At 52.6% G+C, this 17137-nt stretch carries 15 protein-coding genes and 1 pseudogene; 10 read left to right on the top strand and 6 right to left on the bottom strand.

What is annotated here, in order from left to right:
• Positions 1-24: 24 nt before the first annotated feature.
• From hemN to ptsP, 5 genes are all read left to right on the top strand, one after another.
• Entirely contained in the window at positions 25-1398 is a 1374-nt protein-coding gene (gene hemN, locus HNR75_RS01740) for an oxygen-independent coproporphyrinogen III oxidase (protein ID WP_188025281.1), read from the top strand.
• A 145-nt stretch (positions 1399-1543) separates the two neighbouring features.
• The gene (locus tag HNR75_RS01735) at positions 1544-2920 is read left to right on the top strand and encodes an L-serine ammonia-lyase (RefSeq protein WP_188025280.1); all 1377 of its coding nucleotides are present in this window, start codon (positions 1544-1546) and stop codon (positions 2918-2920) included.
• A 240-nt stretch (positions 2921-3160) separates the two neighbouring features.
• On the top strand, positions 3161-4198 hold the full coding sequence (locus tag HNR75_RS01730; RefSeq protein ID WP_188025279.1) for a PTS fructose transporter subunit IIC: 1038 nt from the start codon (positions 3161-3163) through the stop codon (positions 4196-4198).
• A 16-nt stretch (positions 4199-4214) separates the two neighbouring features.
• Entirely contained in the window at positions 4215-4514 is a 300-nt protein-coding gene (locus HNR75_RS01725) for a PTS fructose transporter subunit IIB (RefSeq protein WP_188025278.1), read from the top strand.
• A 33-nt stretch (positions 4515-4547) separates the two neighbouring features.
• Positions 4548-7046 (top strand): phosphoenolpyruvate--protein phosphotransferase, encoded by a 2499-nt coding sequence (gene ptsP / locus HNR75_RS01720; RefSeq protein ID WP_188025277.1) that lies wholly within the window; start codon positions 4548-4550, stop codon positions 7044-7046.
• Between the two features lie 7 nt (positions 7047-7053).
• On the opposite strand, the gene HNR75_RS01715 is transcribed toward ptsP, so the two are convergent.
• The gene (locus HNR75_RS01715) at positions 7054-7908 is read right to left on the bottom strand and encodes a helix-turn-helix transcriptional regulator (protein ID WP_223157719.1); all 855 of its coding nucleotides are present in this window, start codon (positions 7906-7908) and stop codon (positions 7054-7056) included.
• Positions 7909-8117: 209 nt separating this feature from the next.
• Here HNR75_RS01715 and HNR75_RS01710 point away from each other — a divergent pair, with 209 nt between their 5' ends.
• The 3 genes from HNR75_RS01710 to HNR75_RS01700 all read left to right on the top strand — a co-directional run bounded on the left by HNR75_RS01710 (position 8118) and on the right by HNR75_RS01700 (position 11575).
• On the top strand, positions 8118-8645 hold the full coding sequence (locus HNR75_RS01710) for an outer membrane lipoprotein (protein ID WP_223157718.1): 528 nt from the start codon (positions 8118-8120) through the stop codon (positions 8643-8645).
• 752 nt (positions 8646-9397) lie between these two features.
• Positions 9398-10621 carry a tyrosine-type recombinase/integrase gene (locus HNR75_RS01705; RefSeq protein ID WP_188025275.1) on the top strand — a complete coding sequence of 408 codons (1224 nt, stop codon included), beginning with the start codon at positions 9398-9400 and terminating at the stop codon, positions 10619-10621.
• A 93-nt stretch (positions 10622-10714) separates the two neighbouring features.
• Positions 10715-11575: a hypothetical protein gene (locus tag HNR75_RS01700; RefSeq protein ID WP_188025274.1), complete on the top strand. Its 861-nt coding sequence runs from the start codon at positions 10715-10717 to the stop codon at positions 11573-11575.
• 287 nt (positions 11576-11862) lie between these two features.
• Here HNR75_RS01700 and HNR75_RS01695 read toward each other — a convergent pair whose 3' ends face one another.
• Genes HNR75_RS01695 through HNR75_RS01680 form a run of 4 tightly spaced genes read right to left on the bottom strand, consistent with a single transcriptional unit; the run spans position 11863 to position 15463 of the window.
• The gene (locus HNR75_RS01695; protein ID WP_188025273.1) at positions 11863-12045 is read right to left on the bottom strand and encodes a hypothetical protein; all 183 of its coding nucleotides are present in this window, start codon (positions 12043-12045) and stop codon (positions 11863-11865) included.
• A gap of 37 nt (positions 12046-12082) precedes the next feature.
• Positions 12083-14488 carry an Eco57I restriction-modification methylase domain-containing protein gene (locus HNR75_RS01690; protein WP_188025272.1) on the bottom strand — a complete coding sequence of 802 codons (2406 nt, stop codon included), beginning with the start codon at positions 14486-14488 and terminating at the stop codon, positions 12083-12085.
• Positions 14489-14541: 53 nt separating this feature from the next.
• Positions 14542-15237, bottom strand: coding sequence for a hypothetical protein (locus HNR75_RS01685; RefSeq protein WP_188025271.1), 696 nt, complete (start codon positions 15235-15237; stop codon positions 14542-14544).
• A gap of 7 nt (positions 15238-15244) precedes the next feature.
• Entirely contained in the window at positions 15245-15463 is a 219-nt protein-coding gene (locus tag HNR75_RS01680; RefSeq protein WP_188025270.1) for a DUF6471 domain-containing protein, read from the bottom strand.
• Between the two features lie 119 nt (positions 15464-15582).
• Between HNR75_RS01680 and HNR75_RS15640 the strand changes: the two are divergent.
• A pseudogene (locus HNR75_RS15640) lies at positions 15583-16260 on the top strand (transposase).
• Here HNR75_RS15640 and HNR75_RS01670 read toward each other — a convergent pair.
• Positions 16254-16682, bottom strand: coding sequence for a hypothetical protein (locus tag HNR75_RS01670; RefSeq protein ID WP_188025269.1), 429 nt, complete (start codon positions 16680-16682; stop codon positions 16254-16256). The pseudogene HNR75_RS15640 and the gene HNR75_RS01670 sit on opposite strands and share 7 nt — an antisense overlap.
• A 197-nt stretch (positions 16683-16879) precedes the next feature.
• On the opposite strand from HNR75_RS01670, the gene HNR75_RS01665 reads away from it, so the two are divergent.
• A complete protein-coding gene (locus HNR75_RS01665; protein WP_223157716.1) occupies positions 16880-17125 on the top strand; it encodes a helix-turn-helix transcriptional regulator in 246 nt (81 codons plus the stop codon).
• Positions 17126-17137: the final 12 nt, after the last annotated feature.

The raw sequence follows: 17137 nt of genomic DNA, 5'->3' as shown, positions 1-17137 counted from the left end.
CAATCAATTAGGTTGCTTACATTCATGTCGACACAGCATGTGATCTGGGATGATGCCCTGATCCAGAAATACAATTACAGCGGCCCGCGTTATACGTCCTATCCTACTGCGCTGGAGTTTTCCGAGTCGTTTGATTACCCGCAGTTCGTGCGCGCCGCACAGCAATATCCGCAGCGGCCACTGTCGCTGTATGTGCATATCCCGTTCTGTCACAAGCTTTGCTACTACTGTGCCTGCAACAAGATCGTGACGCGGCAGCGGCATAAGGCCGAAGAGTATCTGGGCTATCTGGAAAAAGAGATCCAGCAGCAGGCGAAGCTGTTTGCCGGACGCACCGTGACGCAACTGCACTGGGGCGGCGGCACGCCAACCTATCTGTCGCATGAACAGATCGCCCGCCTGATGACCATGCTGAAGAATAATTTCCGGTTCGCAGCCGAAGGCGAGTTCAGCATCGAGATTGATCCGCGGGAAATCTCGCTGGATACACTGGATCTGCTGAAACAGGTCGGTTTTAACCGCATCAGCCTCGGCGTGCAGGATTTTGACAAGCGCGTGCAGGAAGTGGTGAACCGCGAGCAGGATAACGACTTTATCCGTGCCATGATCCGCCGGGCGAAAGAACTCGGTTTCCGCTCGACCAACCTCGATCTGATTTACGGCTTACCGCTGCAAACGCGGGCAAGCTTCCGCCATACGCTGGAACAGATCGCCGAATTACAACCCGATCGCCTGTCGGTGTTCAACTACGCGCACCTGCCAGCCCGTTTTGCCGGACAGCACAAAATCAAGGAAGAGTTGCTGCCATCTCCGGCGGAAAAACTGGCGATGTTGCAGGAAACCATCGAATACCTGACCTCGCAGGGCTATCTCTACATCGGCATGGATCATTTTGCCAAACCGGACGATGAGCTGGCTCAGGCGCAGCGGGAAGGTGTGCTGCACCGCAATTTCCAGGGTTATACCACGCAGGGTGATTGCGATCTGCTGGGGCTGGGCGTCTCGGCCATCAGTATGCTGGGCGATGCCTATTCGCAGAATCAGAAAGAGCTGCAGGTGTATTACGATCAGGTGACGCAGCTTGGTCATGCGCAGTGGAAGGGCTGTGCGCTGGAGCGGGACGATCTGATCCGCCGTGACGTGATCAAGCAGCTGATCTGCAATTTCACGCTGGATCCAAAACAGATTGAGGCCATTTACGGCATCTCGTTTGCGGCGTATTTCGCCGAAGATCTGAAGCTGCTGCAGCCGTTCGTGAATGACGGTCTGGTGGAAGTGGAAGATCAGTGTCTGCGGGTGACCGCGACCGGGCGTCTGCTGATCCGCAATATCTGCATGTGTTTTGATGTCTATCTGCGGCAGAAAGCGCGTCAGCAGCAATTCTCCCGCGTGATTTGAATGTTTTCATTCAGAACAATTTCACGTCATTAGCATGACTGATAACGCATTATGCTGATTATTCCTGCTGGAATGTTATTTGTTTCTTTAATATGCGCTATCTTTAGCGCGTTTTTCTGAATTCAAGGTAATAGCAGGATCTGTAATGACTATCAGTTTGTTTGATCTCTTCAAAATCGGTATCGGTCCGTCCAGTTCACATACGGTCGGGCCGATGAAGGCCGGTTATCTGTTCAGTCAGTTATTGCAGCAGACGGGATTATTAACTCGTGTCGCGCGGGTTCAAGTCATTTTCTACGGCTCACTGGCTGCGACCGGCAAAGGCCACGGCACGCCTCCGGCGCTGCTGCTGGGTCTGGAAGGGGCTCAGCCGGAGTCGGTGGATCCGGACTGGATCAACACCCGTTATCAGGCGCTGCAGGCCGGCGCGGAATTAACACTGGCCGGCCAGCATGCTATTGCATTCGATGAAACCCGTGACGTTGTCCTGCGCTGGGAATGCCTGCCACGGCATACCAATGGCCTGCAGCTGTTTGCATTTGATGCCACGGGACAAACCCTGCTGACCAAAACCTACTATTCCGTCGGTGGCGGGTTTGTGGTCGATGACGACGAGCAGGACAACGCGGTTGCCGCAGATGCGGCCGGTGTACCTTATCCGTTTACCTCGGCCGCCGGGCTGATTGCACTTTGCCATCAGCATCAGTTATCGATCGCCGAATTGATGCTGGCGAATGAGCGGGTATGGCGCAGTGACGCGGAGATTAACACCGGTATAGAGCAGATCTGGCACACCATGCAGCATTGTGTGCAACGCGGCATCCAGCAGCAGGGAATTCTGCCGGGAGGATTGAATGTCCGGCGGCGGGCGGCAAAGCTACATGAAAGCCTGCTAAAACAGCTCGGTTCACCCGGCTGGAATGCAATGGAGTGGGTGAACCTGTATGCGCTGGCCGTCAATGAAGAAAATGCCGCTGGCGGGCGGGTAGTGACCGCGCCGACCAATGGCGCTGCCGGGATCATTCCGGCCGTATTGCATTACTACATGCAGTTCTGTCCGCAATTCAGTACCCAGGCTGCGACGGCGAAAGTCCGCGAATTTTTGCTGACAGCCGCCGCGATCGGCATGCTGTGCAAACTCAATGCCTCGATTTCCGGGGCGGAAGTCGGTTGTCAGGGCGAGGTCGGTTCAGCCTGTGCGATGGCGGCCGCCGGGTTGGCGGCGGTGCTGGGTGGTACGCCGGATCAGGTAGAAAACGCCGCGGAAATCGGCATGGAACATAACCTGGGTTTAACCTGTGATCCGGTGGCCGGATTGGTACAAATTCCCTGTATTGAGCGCAATGCGATGGCGTCGGTCAAAGCCATTAATGCCGCCAGTATGGCGCTGCGCGGGGATGGTCAGCATTTCGTTTCGCTGGATAAGGTCATCGCCACCATGCGGGATACCGGCAAGGATATGCTGGATAAATACAAAGAAACCTCCCGTGGCGGGCTGGCAATTAATATTACGGAATGCTAACCCGCATCATTTACGGGTCTGCTGATTAAATCAGCAGATCCTGTTTCCTGTTTGTCTCCCAGCTGAAATTGGCAAATACAGAATATTCAGAATGGAAAGCCGATCTCAGTCACAAAGCCTTATTAATGTTACAAAATTCCAGTTGATGAGTGCTTTTTCCAATACCGTCCTGTCGTCAGGCTGGAATAATGATCCGTTTAATAAGAATAACAACACATCCGAACACGAATGGAGCCAGATATGAAAGAACAGCTGCAGCGCTATAAGCAGTATCTGCTGACCGGCGTGTCTCACGTGATCCCTTTTATTGCCAGTGGCGGGATCCTGATTGCGCTCGCTGTGGCTTTTGTTCCGATGACGGCGCAGGGGCCGTCATTCAGTGGCTCCCCTGTACTGAAGCTGATCGTGGATATCGGCAATCAGGTCTTCGCGTTGCTGCTGCCGGTGCTGGCCGGTTATATCGCGTATGCCCGGGCCGGCAAACCGGCACTGGTAGCCGGGATGCTGGGCGGACAGATTTCCGCCACGATCCATGCCGGCTTTATCGGGGCGCTGGTGGCGGGATTACTCGCCGGCTGGGTCGTCGAGTTGCTGAAAAAGATGCCGGTTCCCAAGGCATTCCGGCCGCTGACTCCGATCCTGATCATCCCCATTCTGTCGGCCCTGATTGTCGGTGCGCTGATGTTTGAAGTCGTCGGGGTGCCGCTGGCCAATGCCATGGTTTTTCTGGCGGAATGGCTGAAAGGCATGGGCACGGCGAATGCGGTGGTATTAGGAGCGGTGCTGGGCGCGATGGTGGCGTTCGATATGGGCGGGCCAATCAATAAGACTGCCTTTTTCTTTGGTTCCGCCATGATCGCCGAAGGCAATCCGACCATCATGGGCGCGGTGGCCACCGCAATCTGTATTCCGCCGCTGGGGCTGGGCCTGGCGACCAAACTGAATAAAAAACTCTGGTCAGCCCAGGAACAGGAAGCCGGTTCTGCAGCGCTGGCGATGGGATGTATCGGGATTACGGAAGGCGCGATCCCGTTTGCGGCTGCCGATCCGCTGCGGATCATTCCGACGATCTGTTTTGGTTCGGCGGTTGGCAGTGTCATTGCGATGTTGTCCGGCGTAGCCGACCACGCCCCGCATGGCGGTCCGATTGTGTTACCGGTGATAGACAACCGGCTGATGTACCTGGTGGCGATCACGGTTGGTGTGGTGGTCACGGCGTTACTGACTAATTTTCTTAAAGCCCGTTCCGGCGCCCCGGTGGTAGCCGAACAGGAATGATAACAGGGAGCGAACAATGAGAATCGTGGCAGTGACTGCCTGTCCGACCGGCATTGCCCATACCTACATGGCAGCGGAGAAGCTGATGGCGACGGCCAAAGCGCTGGGGCATGAGATCAAGGTGGAAACACAGGGCGCGATGGGGATCGAAAACGAACTCTCGTCCCATGACATCAAAGCGGCAGACAGGGTACTGATGGCAATCGATATTGTCATTGAAGGCGAGGAACGTTTCGATAACCGGACGGTATTGAAAGTCCCTATTCAGGATGTACTGAAAGATCCCAAAGCGGTCTTTAAACGACTGGAAGCCTGAGGGTGATCTGTCCGGAGCGGCCGGGAGCGCGATATGATGGATAGTTACAAAATTGAATATCGTTGCAGTCTGCCGCATGGCCTGCATGCGCGGCCGGCCACACAGTTAGAGGTGGTCTGCCAGCGGTTCCGTGCCCGGATTGAGTGGTGCAACCAGCGAAACGGGCGTTGCGCGGATGCTAAAAGCGTCCTGGCCTTGCTGGGAACGGATACCTTATATGGCGATCTGTGTGAACTCCGGTTGTCAGGTGATGATGCCGGTAAAGCGGCTCGGGAGTTGCTGCATTTTCTGCGTTATGAGCTGCAGGAAGCGGTAACCGAAGCTAACTCGTTCGGTCCTGTTCAGATACCGCGCAGTCTGCAGGCGACCCAAAGTCCGCTGGTGTATGGCGTGGCGGTCAGTCCGGGGATTGGTCGGGGCGAACTGGTCGTGATGTCGGCCAAAGAACCGGTTTTGCCACTGGCAGTGCTGGCGGAATCGCTGACGCAGCGTCAGCAACGGTTACAGTCTGCGCTGGAACAGTTGCAGGAACAGTTCCAGGAACAATTGCAGCAGGCGAACGCCCCCGTGTCACAGGTGCTGCAGGCACATTTATCGCTGGTCGCGGATCGTGAATTTCAGCAGGTCCTGCACCATTTTTTGCCGGATGTAACTTCAGCCGCCGAGGCAATCCGGCAGACACAGTCTCATTTTCAGGCTCAGTTCCGGACATCCGAAAGCCATTATCTGCAGGAACGCGAACTGGATCTGCGCGATGTCTGTCAGCAGTTGCTGACACTGCTTTATCCCGGACAAGCCGGGGAAATAATACCGGCACTGCGAGCGGCCAGCGTGGTGCTGGCGGATGATCTGACCCCCAGTCAGTTCCTTAAACTGGATAAAACCCATCTGCAGGCCTTGTTGCTAAGCAAGGGCGGGCAAACCTCGCATACCATCATCCTGGCCCGGGCGGCCGGTATTCCGGTGCTGACGGGGCTGACGGATCAGCGGTTACTGCCGATGGCCGGACAACCCATTATTGCCGACGCCGAACTCGGTTGCTGTCTGCTGCAGCCGGATGCGGTGGCGGAACGTTACTATGCGCTGGCGTTACAGGTAAAACAGCAATACCGGCAGCAGTTACAGCAACAAAACCATTCTGCCGGGTACAGCGCGGATCGGCAGCGGCTGGAAATCGCGGCCAATATCACTTCGGTAGCAGATGCCGTGGCAGCCTTTCAGGCCGGTGCCGAAGGGATCGGTCTGTTTCGCACCGAAATGCTGTTTATCGGTCAGGACACCCCGCCGAATGAGGAAACGCAGTACCAGATCTACCGGGCAGTGCTGCAGGCCGCCGATGGAAAGCCGGTGATTATCCGCACCTTCGATATGGGGGGGGATAAGCCGGCGTCCTATCTGACATTACCGCCGGAACTGAATCCATTTCTCGGGCTGCGCGGGATACGGCTTTATCCGCACTGCGAGTCGCTGTTTCGCTCACAACTGCGGGCCTTGCTGCGGGCGGCCTGTCACGGTCCGCTGAAAGTCATGTTACCGATGGTGTCACAACCGGAAGAGCTGCACTGGGTGCGGCAACGCATTGATGAAGAAATCGCGGAATTAAGGGCGGCGCAGCAGCCTTATGCCGTTTTTGCGCTGGGAATGATGCTGGAGATACCGGCCGCCGCACTACAACTGGAGGCCTTCTGTCCGCAGGCGGATTTTTTCAGTATCGGCAGCAATGATCTGACGCAGTATCTGCTGGCCGTAGACCGGAACAATCCCCGGGTGGCCCATTACTATCACTATGCGCATCCGGCGTTGTGGCTGTTGCTACAACAGATTGTGACGCAGGCGCATCAGCATGGCCGCTGGATTGGTCTTTGCGGCGAGCTGGGAGGGGATCCGCGTTTTCTGCCGTTACTGCTCGGACTGGGTCTGGATGAAATCAGTCTGTCAGCCAGGCAGATCAGCGGGCACAAAAGCGCGTTATTGCAGTTGCATGCCGGTCGGTGCCGTCAGCTGCTCCGGCAGGTATGCGATGCCGATAGCCGCGAGCAGGTGCTGACGTTACTGGCTGCCGCGGAGGTTAGTGAACCTCGTCCGATGCTGCGTCCGGAAAACATCATTTTGCGGCAGGACTGGCGGAACAAAGCCGAAGTGCTCAAGGGAATGGCGGATCATCTCTGGCTGACCGGTTGTACCACGCAACCATTGCAATTGGAAGAGGCGCTCTGGTCACGGGAAGAGGCCTATTCCACCGGGCTGGGTCATGGTATTGCGATCCCGCATGCGGTGTCCGATGTAATCGAACACTCGGCACTGTCCATTTGTCGTTTGGCGCAACCGGTTGACTGGGATGCGCTGGACGGCCGGCCGGTGGATCTGGTGATCATGCTGACTCTCAGCAACCGGCAAGGCAGAGAACAGCATCTGCGTATTTTTTCCCGGCTGGCGCGCCGCATCATGTACGAGGAGTTTCGTCAGCAACTGCGCCAGGCTCCGGATGAACAGGCACTCTGTGAGGTATTGCGGCAAGAATTAAAGATATAAGACGTCGTTATTTTTCCAGGCGGTATTCGGTCGGTGTCCGGCCAGTCTTTTTCTTGAACACCCGGCAAAAATAGTTGGTATCCCGGAACCCGCAGCGATGCGCAATTTCCTCCAGATGCATCGGGTAACGACGCAACATAAACTTCGCGCGGTCGATGCGCACATACACCATATAATCCGCGAAATTCATGTGACCTTGCTGACGGAACAGGCGGGACAGATGATTCGGACTGATGTTAAACCGCTGGGCGACAGTCTCCCGGCTGATGTTTTTATGAAAGTTTTCCTGCACGTAAATACAGATCCGCTGAAACACACTTTGTGCCCGCTGATATTTTTCCGGTTGTGGCTGATGCAGCAATTCTTGGGTAAACGCCAGTATGCTCATGAGCTGCAGTTGCAGACTACGTGGATTCTGTGCTCCGGAGGGCTGCAAATCGCTCAGCGCCTGTAACATGCTGTGCACCGGGCTTTTCACCGAGAGCGGATAACTGTATTTCTGCACATCGATAAACTTCTGTTGCTGCTGACTCCAGTTCACCAGACTCAGGCCCAGTTGCCGGCGGCCAAACAACAGACTCAGTACGCAGACATCCTCCTCCCATACCGGTTTGTTCCAGCAGTTGGCCGGCACAAACAGAAACTGTCCGGTCGTCAGACGCTGTTCGATTTTGTCGCCATGGCTGTCACAGAGTATATTCTGATAGTTGCCGGACAAAACCCATTCCAGGCGGGGAAACGTCACCTGAAAAGCGTATAAAGGGGGGGAACAGGTATCCCGGGCATACACCAGCTGATGGGTATGTTCCGATAGCTCTTCTTCGGTAATAACGCTGAATATATCCTGAAATACCTGCTGCATGATCTATTCTCAAATAAGGTCGTACATATTGTAACGCAACAGATTTGCAGTAGATTGCGTCTTGTCCCGGAAAGTTATATCGTTGCCGTGGATATTTAACCAGATAGGCGATATTACAGCCATTGACTGAATATCAGGGTCACCGTAGTAATGCACCATATTCTTATTATTAGGGTGCGATGAAAAAATTGTGTAATGGAAGGGCTCTTATGAAATTCAAATCAGGTGTCGTTTTGAGCGTTGTCGCTTCAATGTTCGTTGCTGCGGGATGTACCAATCTCCATTCCGGGGATGTTTATCAGGGAAATCGTGCTGGTATTGTACAGAACGTCAGTTACGGTACTGTAACTAATATTCGTCAGGTTACTATTCAGGATGACAGCAGCAATCTGCCGGTAGGTGCGGTTGCGGGTGCTGTTGTGGGTGGCATTCTGGGTCACTCCGTGGGTGGCGGTACCGGTAAGCAACTGGCTACCGTGGGCGGCGTGGTTGCTGGTGGTCTGGCAGGTAATGCGATCCAGAACCAGGCTAACAAAACCACTGGCATGGAGCTTGAAATCCGTCTGGACAATGGCCAGTCCATCGCCGTGGTACAGGCTAACGATCCTAACTTCCAGGTTGGCTCGCGTGTACGTTTAGTTGATGCAGGTGGTCGTACCACCGCTTCTCTGGTCAGCAACACCAATTCCGGTGCAGCACCGGTTGTTGTGCAGCCAGGTTATACTCCGGTTCAGTAATTCATCCGGTCTTTATCTCAAACCCGCCATCTGGCGGGTTTTGTTTTTTATAGCGCCGGTATTCCTGCCTGCTGACCTGATTGAAAAAACGGTTGGTAATTCGTCAGTCGGTCAGAACGATAACATAACCTGTCATCGTTTCTTATCGGAGTCATTCTGTCTGAGCATTTTTTCAATCGTATGAATAATACGGCGTATCTGTTGCTCGTGATAAGGAGGTAACCGATGAGGAGTCACAATGAATTGTTTCATCTCACACCTTCCTGAACTGTTTTTTCCGATACATTCTTCCCTGGTTCCTTACCTCAAGTATCGTTCATAACAGCGGAAATGACCGGAAATTGTTTCGATAGCGGCTGAGATGCACAATAACGCATTGTTTTTCCGTAAACAGCGCGGAAATCTTTCGAATTGCTTCATTGAACCGCTGACTCACATGATGCTCATTCAGCGGGTTTCCCCCACCTAGAAATAAAAATGCACCGGCAAATAAATGGCGGTGCATTCCGGTTCGTTATCGGTAGGAACTTAGTTCATATCCAGTTATCAAAATAATAATTTCTCATTGCTTCATGATGTATCTGCTTATTGTTAGTAACTTGATGATAAATAAGTGATATATGTGTATTTTACCCTCTCTTTGTTTCTGCCTGTTTCCTTTAAATTCGCATAGATACTATACTACGTGTGTCACATGGTGTGTCACATGGTGTGTCACATGGTATGTCACATGGTCTTGCGGGTAAGTCATTATGAGTGTTAACAAATTAAACGATAACAAACTAAAGGCTTTGCTAAGAAACCCGCCACAAAAGGAAACATGGATCGCTGATGGTGACGGATTAACACTCAGAGCACAGATTAGCGGCAATCTAACGTGGTATTACCGCTACCGGCTTGGTGGACGAGAAAGTAAGGGAGAACGCCTGTGTCTTGGTAAATACCCTGATCTGCCACTAGCAGCAGCGAGAAAACTAAAAGACAAATGCCGAGCATGGCTGGCGGAAAGCAAAGACCCTCGATTCATGTTGGATAAAGAAAGCCAGCAATCATTGGCCCCTATCACTGTAAAGGATGCCCTTGAGTACTGGCTTGATAACTATGCCGTTTATAACCGTAAAAACCATGAGCGCCACAGGGCGCAGTTAAGCGCACACATTTACCCCGTCATTGGTTCGCTACCGCTACACCTAACTGATCGCAGGCACTGGCTGGATGCTTTGGAGGCAATAACCCGTAAAGGTTCACCGATTGCCGCTGGTTATGTCCTGCAAATGTGTAAACAAGCGCTCAGATATTGTGATAGGCGCGGCTATGCCACCAGCATGGCTTTGGAGCGGTTAACAATCCCTGATGTAGGCAAGAAACAGGCAAAAGACGACAGAGTACTTACAGATAATGAGCTTAGGGATTTGTGGTGCTGGTTAATGAATGATGGTGTACAGCCGTATTACAGAGACCTGATGAAGCTGATCATGGTTTTTTGTGCCAGAACGAAAGAGGTTAGGCTTTCAACCTGGGATGAATGGGACTTAGAAAATAAACTCTGGACGGTACCTAAAGAAAACAGCAAAAACGGAAATAGAATCACCAGACCAATACCAGATCGGGTTTTGCCTTGGCTGGTGGATATGCGTCAACGAAATGAAGGGCCATTTATCCTTGGTGAATTTAAAGAAGATACAGCCGTTAGCCAGAACACCAGAGGATTTTACAAACGGCTAAAGCATAAAGAGAGCTGGACTGTCCATAATTTGCGGCACACCTTCATCACTAAGAATGCGGATTTAGGCGCACCTCCACACGTTGTCGAATTGCTGGCAGGTCATGAACTTGGTGGAGTGTTCAGTATTTACAACCGGGCTGAGTATCTGCAGGAAAAATTACAGGTATTGAATCGTTATCTTGACCGTCTGGAACTACTGGCAGAACCGCAAGAAAACGTCATACCAGCAACATTTAATCGAACAGCATAACCAGTATTTACTGGGCCTAGATCGGCCAATCGAAAAGCTGGATACCCTGCCAGCCTGACCCAGTAACAAATCAGGTAGCGCAAGGGGCGCAGCATGAAAAACTTATTACCGCTTGAATATTGCACGTTAGAAAGAGCTTCAAGATTATTGGATTGTGAGGTTCAAGACCTACTTCATTGGGGAAGTATTGGTGCTATAAAGTTGTGTCTAAATGGCGCTGGGTCAGGTCTTTTACTGGATATAGAAAAAGTAGATAAAGCCAAAAGCACCGAAGAAATTGCTGATTTTATTCGTGCGATATATGAGGATTCTTATGATTTAACTCGTATTTCTTTATATTCCAGCTTTGACCAGTCATTCAGTAGTGAGTACTTTCATGATGATCTGGTGAAAATGACTGCTCAAGATGTTTGTGACGTTCCTGTATATTTTGAAGGATTTTGGGCAATAGACCCATTTTATATTCTGGATATCTCTGATGTGCTTGCTGAACTTGGTTCATTAGGTGGGATAGATAATGAGATTAAAATATTTTCCCCACTACCAGATGAAAATGGTTGGACATACCGAGGAATCATTCATACACCAAATGACACCCGCGTTAGTGATCCGAAATTGAATGATATTTACATAATTCGTCCAGATCTTGAACGATTATACAAAGCCATTCACGGTGGCGGAGTGTTGGATAATATTTATAACAATACGGAACTAGCTCAGAAAAATAGAGAACAAGAATTAAAAACCCTGCCCGAGAACAAATTTAGAGTCACGGCTAAGCAATCAGACATGATTAAAACATTGATCTTGATACACCCCAAATTGGAAGGGCTCGTTAATAATGCTAACGGCTTAATGACAGAGCTTGAAAAGCTATGTTCAAAAAAGGGAGTCAAAATCCCATTTTCTGACGCAAAAACAATCCGCGATTGGTTAAGCAAGGCAACAAATTAGCGGAATTATGTAGCAAACGCACAAAGTCAGAAGCCCGCAAGATCGCGGGCTTTGTGCATTTAATGAGGGGTGGAATCCATCGAAGTCAGTACGTCCTCAGCAAAGTAGGCTTGTCCCCGTATTGGCAAGCCAAGCGGAGGGCGAGAAATGGACAGCGGCTGCTGCTCCAGCCACGTCATGAAATGGACCTGTAGCGAGGGCGGCATATCCTCGATGTAGACAACGGCTTGCCAAGTCCATCAACCGGCAGCTAGGATGCTGGAGCCGCATAAGACACCGACAGCATCCTATGCTTTTTCTTTGATATCCAGCCAATGAAAGCCTTCACGTAGTTCGCCTTGAATCAGCACATCGACATTGGCGCATAGGGAGGATATAGCCGACAGCCATCTATCCGGCACTCTGTTATCGACTCCCCATCCTGTTTTGAACTGCCAACGGTAACGATGGCGAATGTCGTCATGTTGCATGCGGCCTCCCTCTTGCACTTCTGTTTGAATGTCGCTGTTACAGCAGCCTGCTGCCGAGGTCGCTGATTTTCGCCAGCAGCACCTGCCGTTTAGCCTGATCGTGTTCGGCGTGCGCCTGCTCGACTAGTGCGGCCAGTTCACGGTGCCGTGGGTTCTTCGCGTCGAACTGCGGCACGCTCAGATGCTTGAACACGTTGCCAATTTGGGTCTTGATGACGTGGCTTTCGATGAACTGGTGCACTTTCGCAGTATTCAGCATGCCGCACAGAAAGTACGCCGGTTCTGCTGCATCAAAATCCACAAAGAACAACTTGTGGTCGGGCACGACAACCCGTTCGCCAGCACCCGGTACGGTAGCAGTGGACACGACAGCGGCGCAGAAATCCTTCTGCTCTGCCCATATCACTTTCCATGGCGCGAAGGTATAGTTTCCGACGTTGTAGACGGCGTAGTACGGTGCGTTAGGCATCCGCCCGCGATAGGTCGAACGACGGGCCAGCAGCTCGCTGAATGACGCGAAATAGCGGCCCAACTGTGGCATATCGGCATCGATCAGCGCTTCGGCTCCATCGTACTCTTCCTTGGTAATGCCCCGGTTCGGCACCAAGGCATACAGCTCGTCTTTCGGGCTGACGTAGCAAGCCGAAAAGTCGCTGGCTCCTTTCAGTAACGGGTAGAGCATGTCCGGCTCAATCCAATGACGCTGCTTTGGCCCAATGTTGGTCTTGCCTGCCTCGGGGCGGGTTTCGATCTGTACCAAGTTGCCGTCTTCGCTGATGCGGGTGACTGACACGAAATAGATCCCGTTCAAGTCCACGGTGACGCCTTTGCGGCCCTGTGCCCACTCGCTTTGTCCGGTCAGGCAGGCCATCGAGACAAACGCCCCAACTGGCAGTACCGCCCACGGAGAGCCTGCACCTCCAACGGGGGTAGCCTCCTGCTGGTCAATGATCACGCCGGACAGCGCGGCGGCCTTGTCCAGTGACGCCGAAATGACTTTCTTGGCCCCAGGCGCAGCATTCCATACATAGTAGGGGAGCGGGTAGCTAGGAACACGCGACCGGCTTTTGCTGGCAACAAAAATGGCCGTCTTGTTGGCCGCATCCGGGAAGGGTTTAAGCGACTTGAGGTCGTCTACCGATTCGGGGATCAGGTTATAGCCATCCTTGATGCGGAAGCGCCGGAAGCCTTCCGATGAGGGAGACTGGAACAGGGTCTGCGTGACCAGGAAGGCCAGTCGGCCTTCTTCCTTTAGCCACTTATCGGACACCGTGTAAGAAATCATCGCAGAGATATCCAGCTCATTGCCGCCATGGTGCGGCGTACTGGAGAAGATGTCATAGTCGCGGCAGGTTGGCATGACCCGCTCCCGATACAACTCCGGCAGCTTCGACCAACGCACCCACGGCGGATTACCGATCACTACGTCAAATTCTCCAGCAGTGGCCGACCAGAAAAAGTTGCGCACGATGCGAAACCAGATGCCATTCCAGTTCTTGCGATGCAGATCAAGCACCCGCCCATAGGTTTCCGACAAAGGGAAACGCCAAGAATCGGCTTCCCCTTGGCTTAACTGGCGACGAGCGATCAACTTTTTCTCAACGTCAGGGTAGTCGGTATCTGCTTCAACCAGTTCCCCCATAGTCGAGAACACCGCGTCGAGGCGTTTGCGATCCAGAGCCAAAGCAGCAGGCAAGGTCACTTTCAGGTTGGCGACCTGACTACCGATGGTGTACTCCACTGTGTCTTCATCGCTGTCTGGATTGCGAGCAGGTGAATACACCGCATCAGCCAGCAGAACCGGCAGTTCAATGCGAGAGCCAGGGCAGGCCGCCAGTAAATCGGTAATGGAAATCAGCAGATTGACCCGTGCCGCTTGCACAGCCAAGGGGTTAAGGTCGAAGCCCCATACACTATGGGTAATATGTTCCAGCGTGGCTTTTTGTGACCAACCCGCCTCTTCGGCTTGTTGACGAATGCGCTTGATCGTTGCCAGCAGGAACGATCCAGAGCCACAAGTTGGGTCAAGGAAGCGTTTATCGATCCAGTCAGAGACGCCGGTTTTGTCGAGCGTGACCTCTACCAACCAGTCCGGGGTATAGAACTCGCCCAAGCTCTTGCGCAGCGCATCGGGCACCAAGTCTTGGTAGAAGTGTTTGAGCACGTCCCGAGAACGGGCTACGGTCAGATTGTCAGTGCGGTACATCGCTAGGCTAACCAGAACTTGCCGCAGGCCACGGCAGATGTCGTCTCCATGTGCCGGATCGGTAGCCGCGTCAAGATACCAACTGAAAATGGCCTCTTCAACAAAACCCTGAATCCCTGCACGGCTAAAGAATTCGCCGCGTTCGATCTCGGCGGCAATGCGCTGAGTCAGTTCGCCATCACCAAGTACCGAAGCTGCCTCGGCAAAGCCCTTGTAAGCCGTATGGTCGTCAAGCATGGAGACGATTTCGGCACCGAGCAGCTTGATGAGGAGAGAGTCATAGGTGTGAATTACAAATAGTGCGGCTGGAATGATGCTGTTGCTTGCTTGCAGGTCAGATTAAAGCCAATGCTGCGCAAGATGTCATCAACCTGATTGACCGACAGATCGGCCACCTGCCCGTACAGGTGACGCCATTCCTCGAATAGCATCTTGATCTTGTTCGGGCCTTTCGTGGCCAACTGGCTCATGAGCGAATCAGCTAGCGCCTGCATCATGCCTGCACCGGTTGGGGACATGTGGCCGAAATCTTCAATCAGGTTTTCTGGGGTGACTGCACGGCGCTTGGCGTCTTTCAGTGCCTGTGCGACCAACGACACCGATGACTCGCAGATCGGCATCAGGTGGCGATGCACAATTTGGTCGTCCTGCATAAAAGCGAAGGCGACATGGCAGCCGTCTGTCGCAATACCGATGTAGTCTGCGGGGTCTTCACCTTCATTCTCTGAACGGCGCTTGATGTACTTATCCAGACGGTCGTACACCGCCTCCTTGAATGCGGGACTGCTGGTCTTTCCGCCAAACAGGCCAGCATTCTTGAATTCGATGACAACACCGTTGTAGTAGGCATCGTTTCGTTCGCGTTCAGCCTGAAATTGCACGCCCAGCGTGCTTTTCAGTTCGCTCAGCCAGAGAAATCGTACTTCTTCTTCGGTGACACAGCGTGCTATGCCGCTGGTCAGTCGGTCTGTCAGTTCTTGATACATAGTCGGCTCACAGTCGAATTTCGTTAACACCCAACGCTTTCATGCATTGCATAAAGAACACAAAGCTGAACGTTCCCCGGTTGATCTTGTTGGCAATGCCCTTGTAGCTCTCGTCTACGCCAATTGCGGCCAGACGCTGTATCAGTTCCTCGTAGCTCATCCCCGCCAGCACCATCTGCGACTTCAGTAGGTTGGTGGCGCGTTGATTCCAAGTCTGTTCATTCATGGCAACCTCGCTATTTATGAAGAATATTCTACCAAAAAAGGGATATTTCCCTAAATATAAGTTTGATAAGGCGCAGATATGGCATGTGATCCACATATATGTAGAAACGAGTTGCTGCCATGTCACAACACTTCCTGCTCTCCGCCCAAGCTCGTACCCTGTCACTGTGCAATATTTTTTCGCTCAGCGACGATCAGGCATTCGAGATGTTCAAGCAGAGCCGTTGGGGCCATCACGACACTATTTGCCCATGCTGCCAGCGTTGCCAAGCACTATTTCATCAAGATCCGCCGCCAATGGCGCTGCCGCGACTGCAATCACACCTTCTCGGTCACGTCCGGCACGATCTTCGACAGCCACAAGCTACCGTTGAAGGTCTACCTCGCCGCCATCGCTATCTACTGCAATGCAGTGAAAGGCTTGTCGGCACTGCAACTGGCGCGTGACCTGGACGTGCAGAACAAGACTGCCTTCGCCCTGGCGCACAAGATTCGGGAATAGCTGATGACTCAACGCGATGAAACCGAGCTGGATGGCGAGGTGGAGTTGGATAGGGCGTAACTACCAATGTGGCTGAAAGCTACTTCTCGCGCTTCCGCCGCATGCAGTACGGTCAGGTACACAAGTTCGGCATCATGCATCTGAACCACTACGCCAATGAAGCCGCCTACCGGGAAGACAATCGCCGCATGAGCAACGGTGAGATGTTCTTCGATATCCTGATGAAGTGCACCTCGCGAGATTTTGGCGGCTACTGGCAAGGCAACAAGCGCCTGATGGAACACCTGGTTCACTGAGCCAAATCAGCCAGTTTCCACAGGTTGCCGGATTCGTTGCGGCCACCCTTCACCAGCAAGCCAGAACTGGCGGCGCGACGCAGCATTGCGTCCACTCCATGATGAACAGCCTTGACTTCAAAGCCTTTGCGGGCATGAATGCGCTGGGCAATCTCGCCGGTACTGCCTTGCCCACCCATCTCTCGCAACGCCTCCAGCATTAGCCGATGACATTCGCCATTGGCAAACAGGCGGCTGTGCTGCCTTACTTGCTTGGCCCGGATGGTACGTAAGTAATACTCCGGGTCGAATAGCTTGATGGTGGCATCAAGGTGCTGCATATCGTCTTGTAGCCGAGCGATTTCGTGCTGATAGTGCGAGATCAGGCCAGAGACTTCCGACCGTTTGGCGACCAAGCCAGAAACCACATGAGATTCAGCCATGAAAATAACCCTGTCCGAGATGGAAACAGGGGTATTTGGGTTTGATCGGGGGGCTAGTCTTGTGCGTTTGCTACATAATTCCGCAAATTAGAAATAACTAATAACTCCTAGGGAGTTTTCAGTAACTCCCACATTCATCTAATCAAACGAGAAAGAATTGCTCCTGCAACACACATTAACAAACAGGAGCATTGATAATGCCTAGCAACAAAATACCTACCATTCATGAGTTAAAAGCCATGGTAAAAGAGGCTGTAGAAAGCCCTACCCAAAACCGTCTTTTGAGCTTCCACCAAGTACAGCCACAGGTTCAATTAAGCCGTGTAACTATTTGGCGTTGGGAGAGGGAAGGTAAATTCCCCAAACACATCAAGCTAGGCCGTTCTATCCGTTGGCGTGAGTCTGATATTCAGGCTTGGATTAATGGTTTGCAGGTAGCGTAAGCGGGTGGCAGC

The sequence above is a fragment of the Tolumonas osonensis genome (assembly GCF_014202415.1).
Taxonomy (GTDB): Bacteria; Pseudomonadota; Gammaproteobacteria; order Enterobacterales; family Aeromonadaceae; genus Tolumonas; species Tolumonas osonensis.
Note: the sequence above shows the minus strand (reverse complement) of the source record. Positions and strands in the feature narration are given on the sequence as shown.

Coding starts and splice junctions, on each gene's coding strand:
- hemN (WP_188025281.1), top strand. CDS start 25: ATGTCGACACAGCATGTGATCTGGGATGATGCCCTGATCCAGAAATAC.
- HNR75_RS01735 (WP_188025280.1), top strand. CDS start 1,544: ATGACTATCAGTTTGTTTGATCTCTTCAAAATCGGTATCGGTCCGTCC.
- HNR75_RS01730 (WP_188025279.1), top strand. CDS start 3,161: ATGAAAGAACAGCTGCAGCGCTATAAGCAGTATCTGCTGACCGGCGTG.
- HNR75_RS01725 (WP_188025278.1), top strand. CDS start 4,215: ATGAGAATCGTGGCAGTGACTGCCTGTCCGACCGGCATTGCCCATACC.
- ptsP (WP_188025277.1), top strand. CDS start 4,548: ATGATGGATAGTTACAAAATTGAATATCGTTGCAGTCTGCCGCATGGC.
- HNR75_RS01715 (WP_223157719.1), bottom strand. CDS start 7,908: ATGCAGCAGGTATTTCAGGATATATTCAGCGTTATTACCGAAGAAGAG.
- HNR75_RS01710 (WP_223157718.1), top strand. CDS start 8,118: ATGAAATTCAAATCAGGTGTCGTTTTGAGCGTTGTCGCTTCAATGTTC.
- HNR75_RS01705 (WP_188025275.1), top strand. CDS start 9,398: ATGAGTGTTAACAAATTAAACGATAACAAACTAAAGGCTTTGCTAAGA.
- HNR75_RS01700 (WP_188025274.1), top strand. CDS start 10,715: ATGAAAAACTTATTACCGCTTGAATATTGCACGTTAGAAAGAGCTTCA.
- HNR75_RS01695 (WP_188025273.1), bottom strand. CDS start 12,045: ATGCAACATGACGACATTCGCCATCGTTACCGTTGGCAGTTCAAAACA.
- HNR75_RS01690 (WP_188025272.1), bottom strand. CDS start 14,488: ATGCTTGACGACCATACGGCTTACAAGGGCTTTGCCGAGGCAGCTTCG.
- HNR75_RS01685 (WP_188025271.1), bottom strand. CDS start 15,237: ATGTATCAAGAACTGACAGACCGACTGACCAGCGGCATAGCACGCTGT.
- HNR75_RS01680 (WP_188025270.1), bottom strand. CDS start 15,463: ATGAATGAACAGACTTGGAATCAACGCGCCACCAACCTACTGAAGTCG.
- HNR75_RS01670 (WP_188025269.1), bottom strand. CDS start 16,682: ATGGCTGAATCTCATGTGGTTTCTGGCTTGGTCGCCAAACGGTCGGAA.
- HNR75_RS01665 (WP_223157716.1), top strand. CDS start 16,880: ATGCCTAGCAACAAAATACCTACCATTCATGAGTTAAAAGCCATGGTA.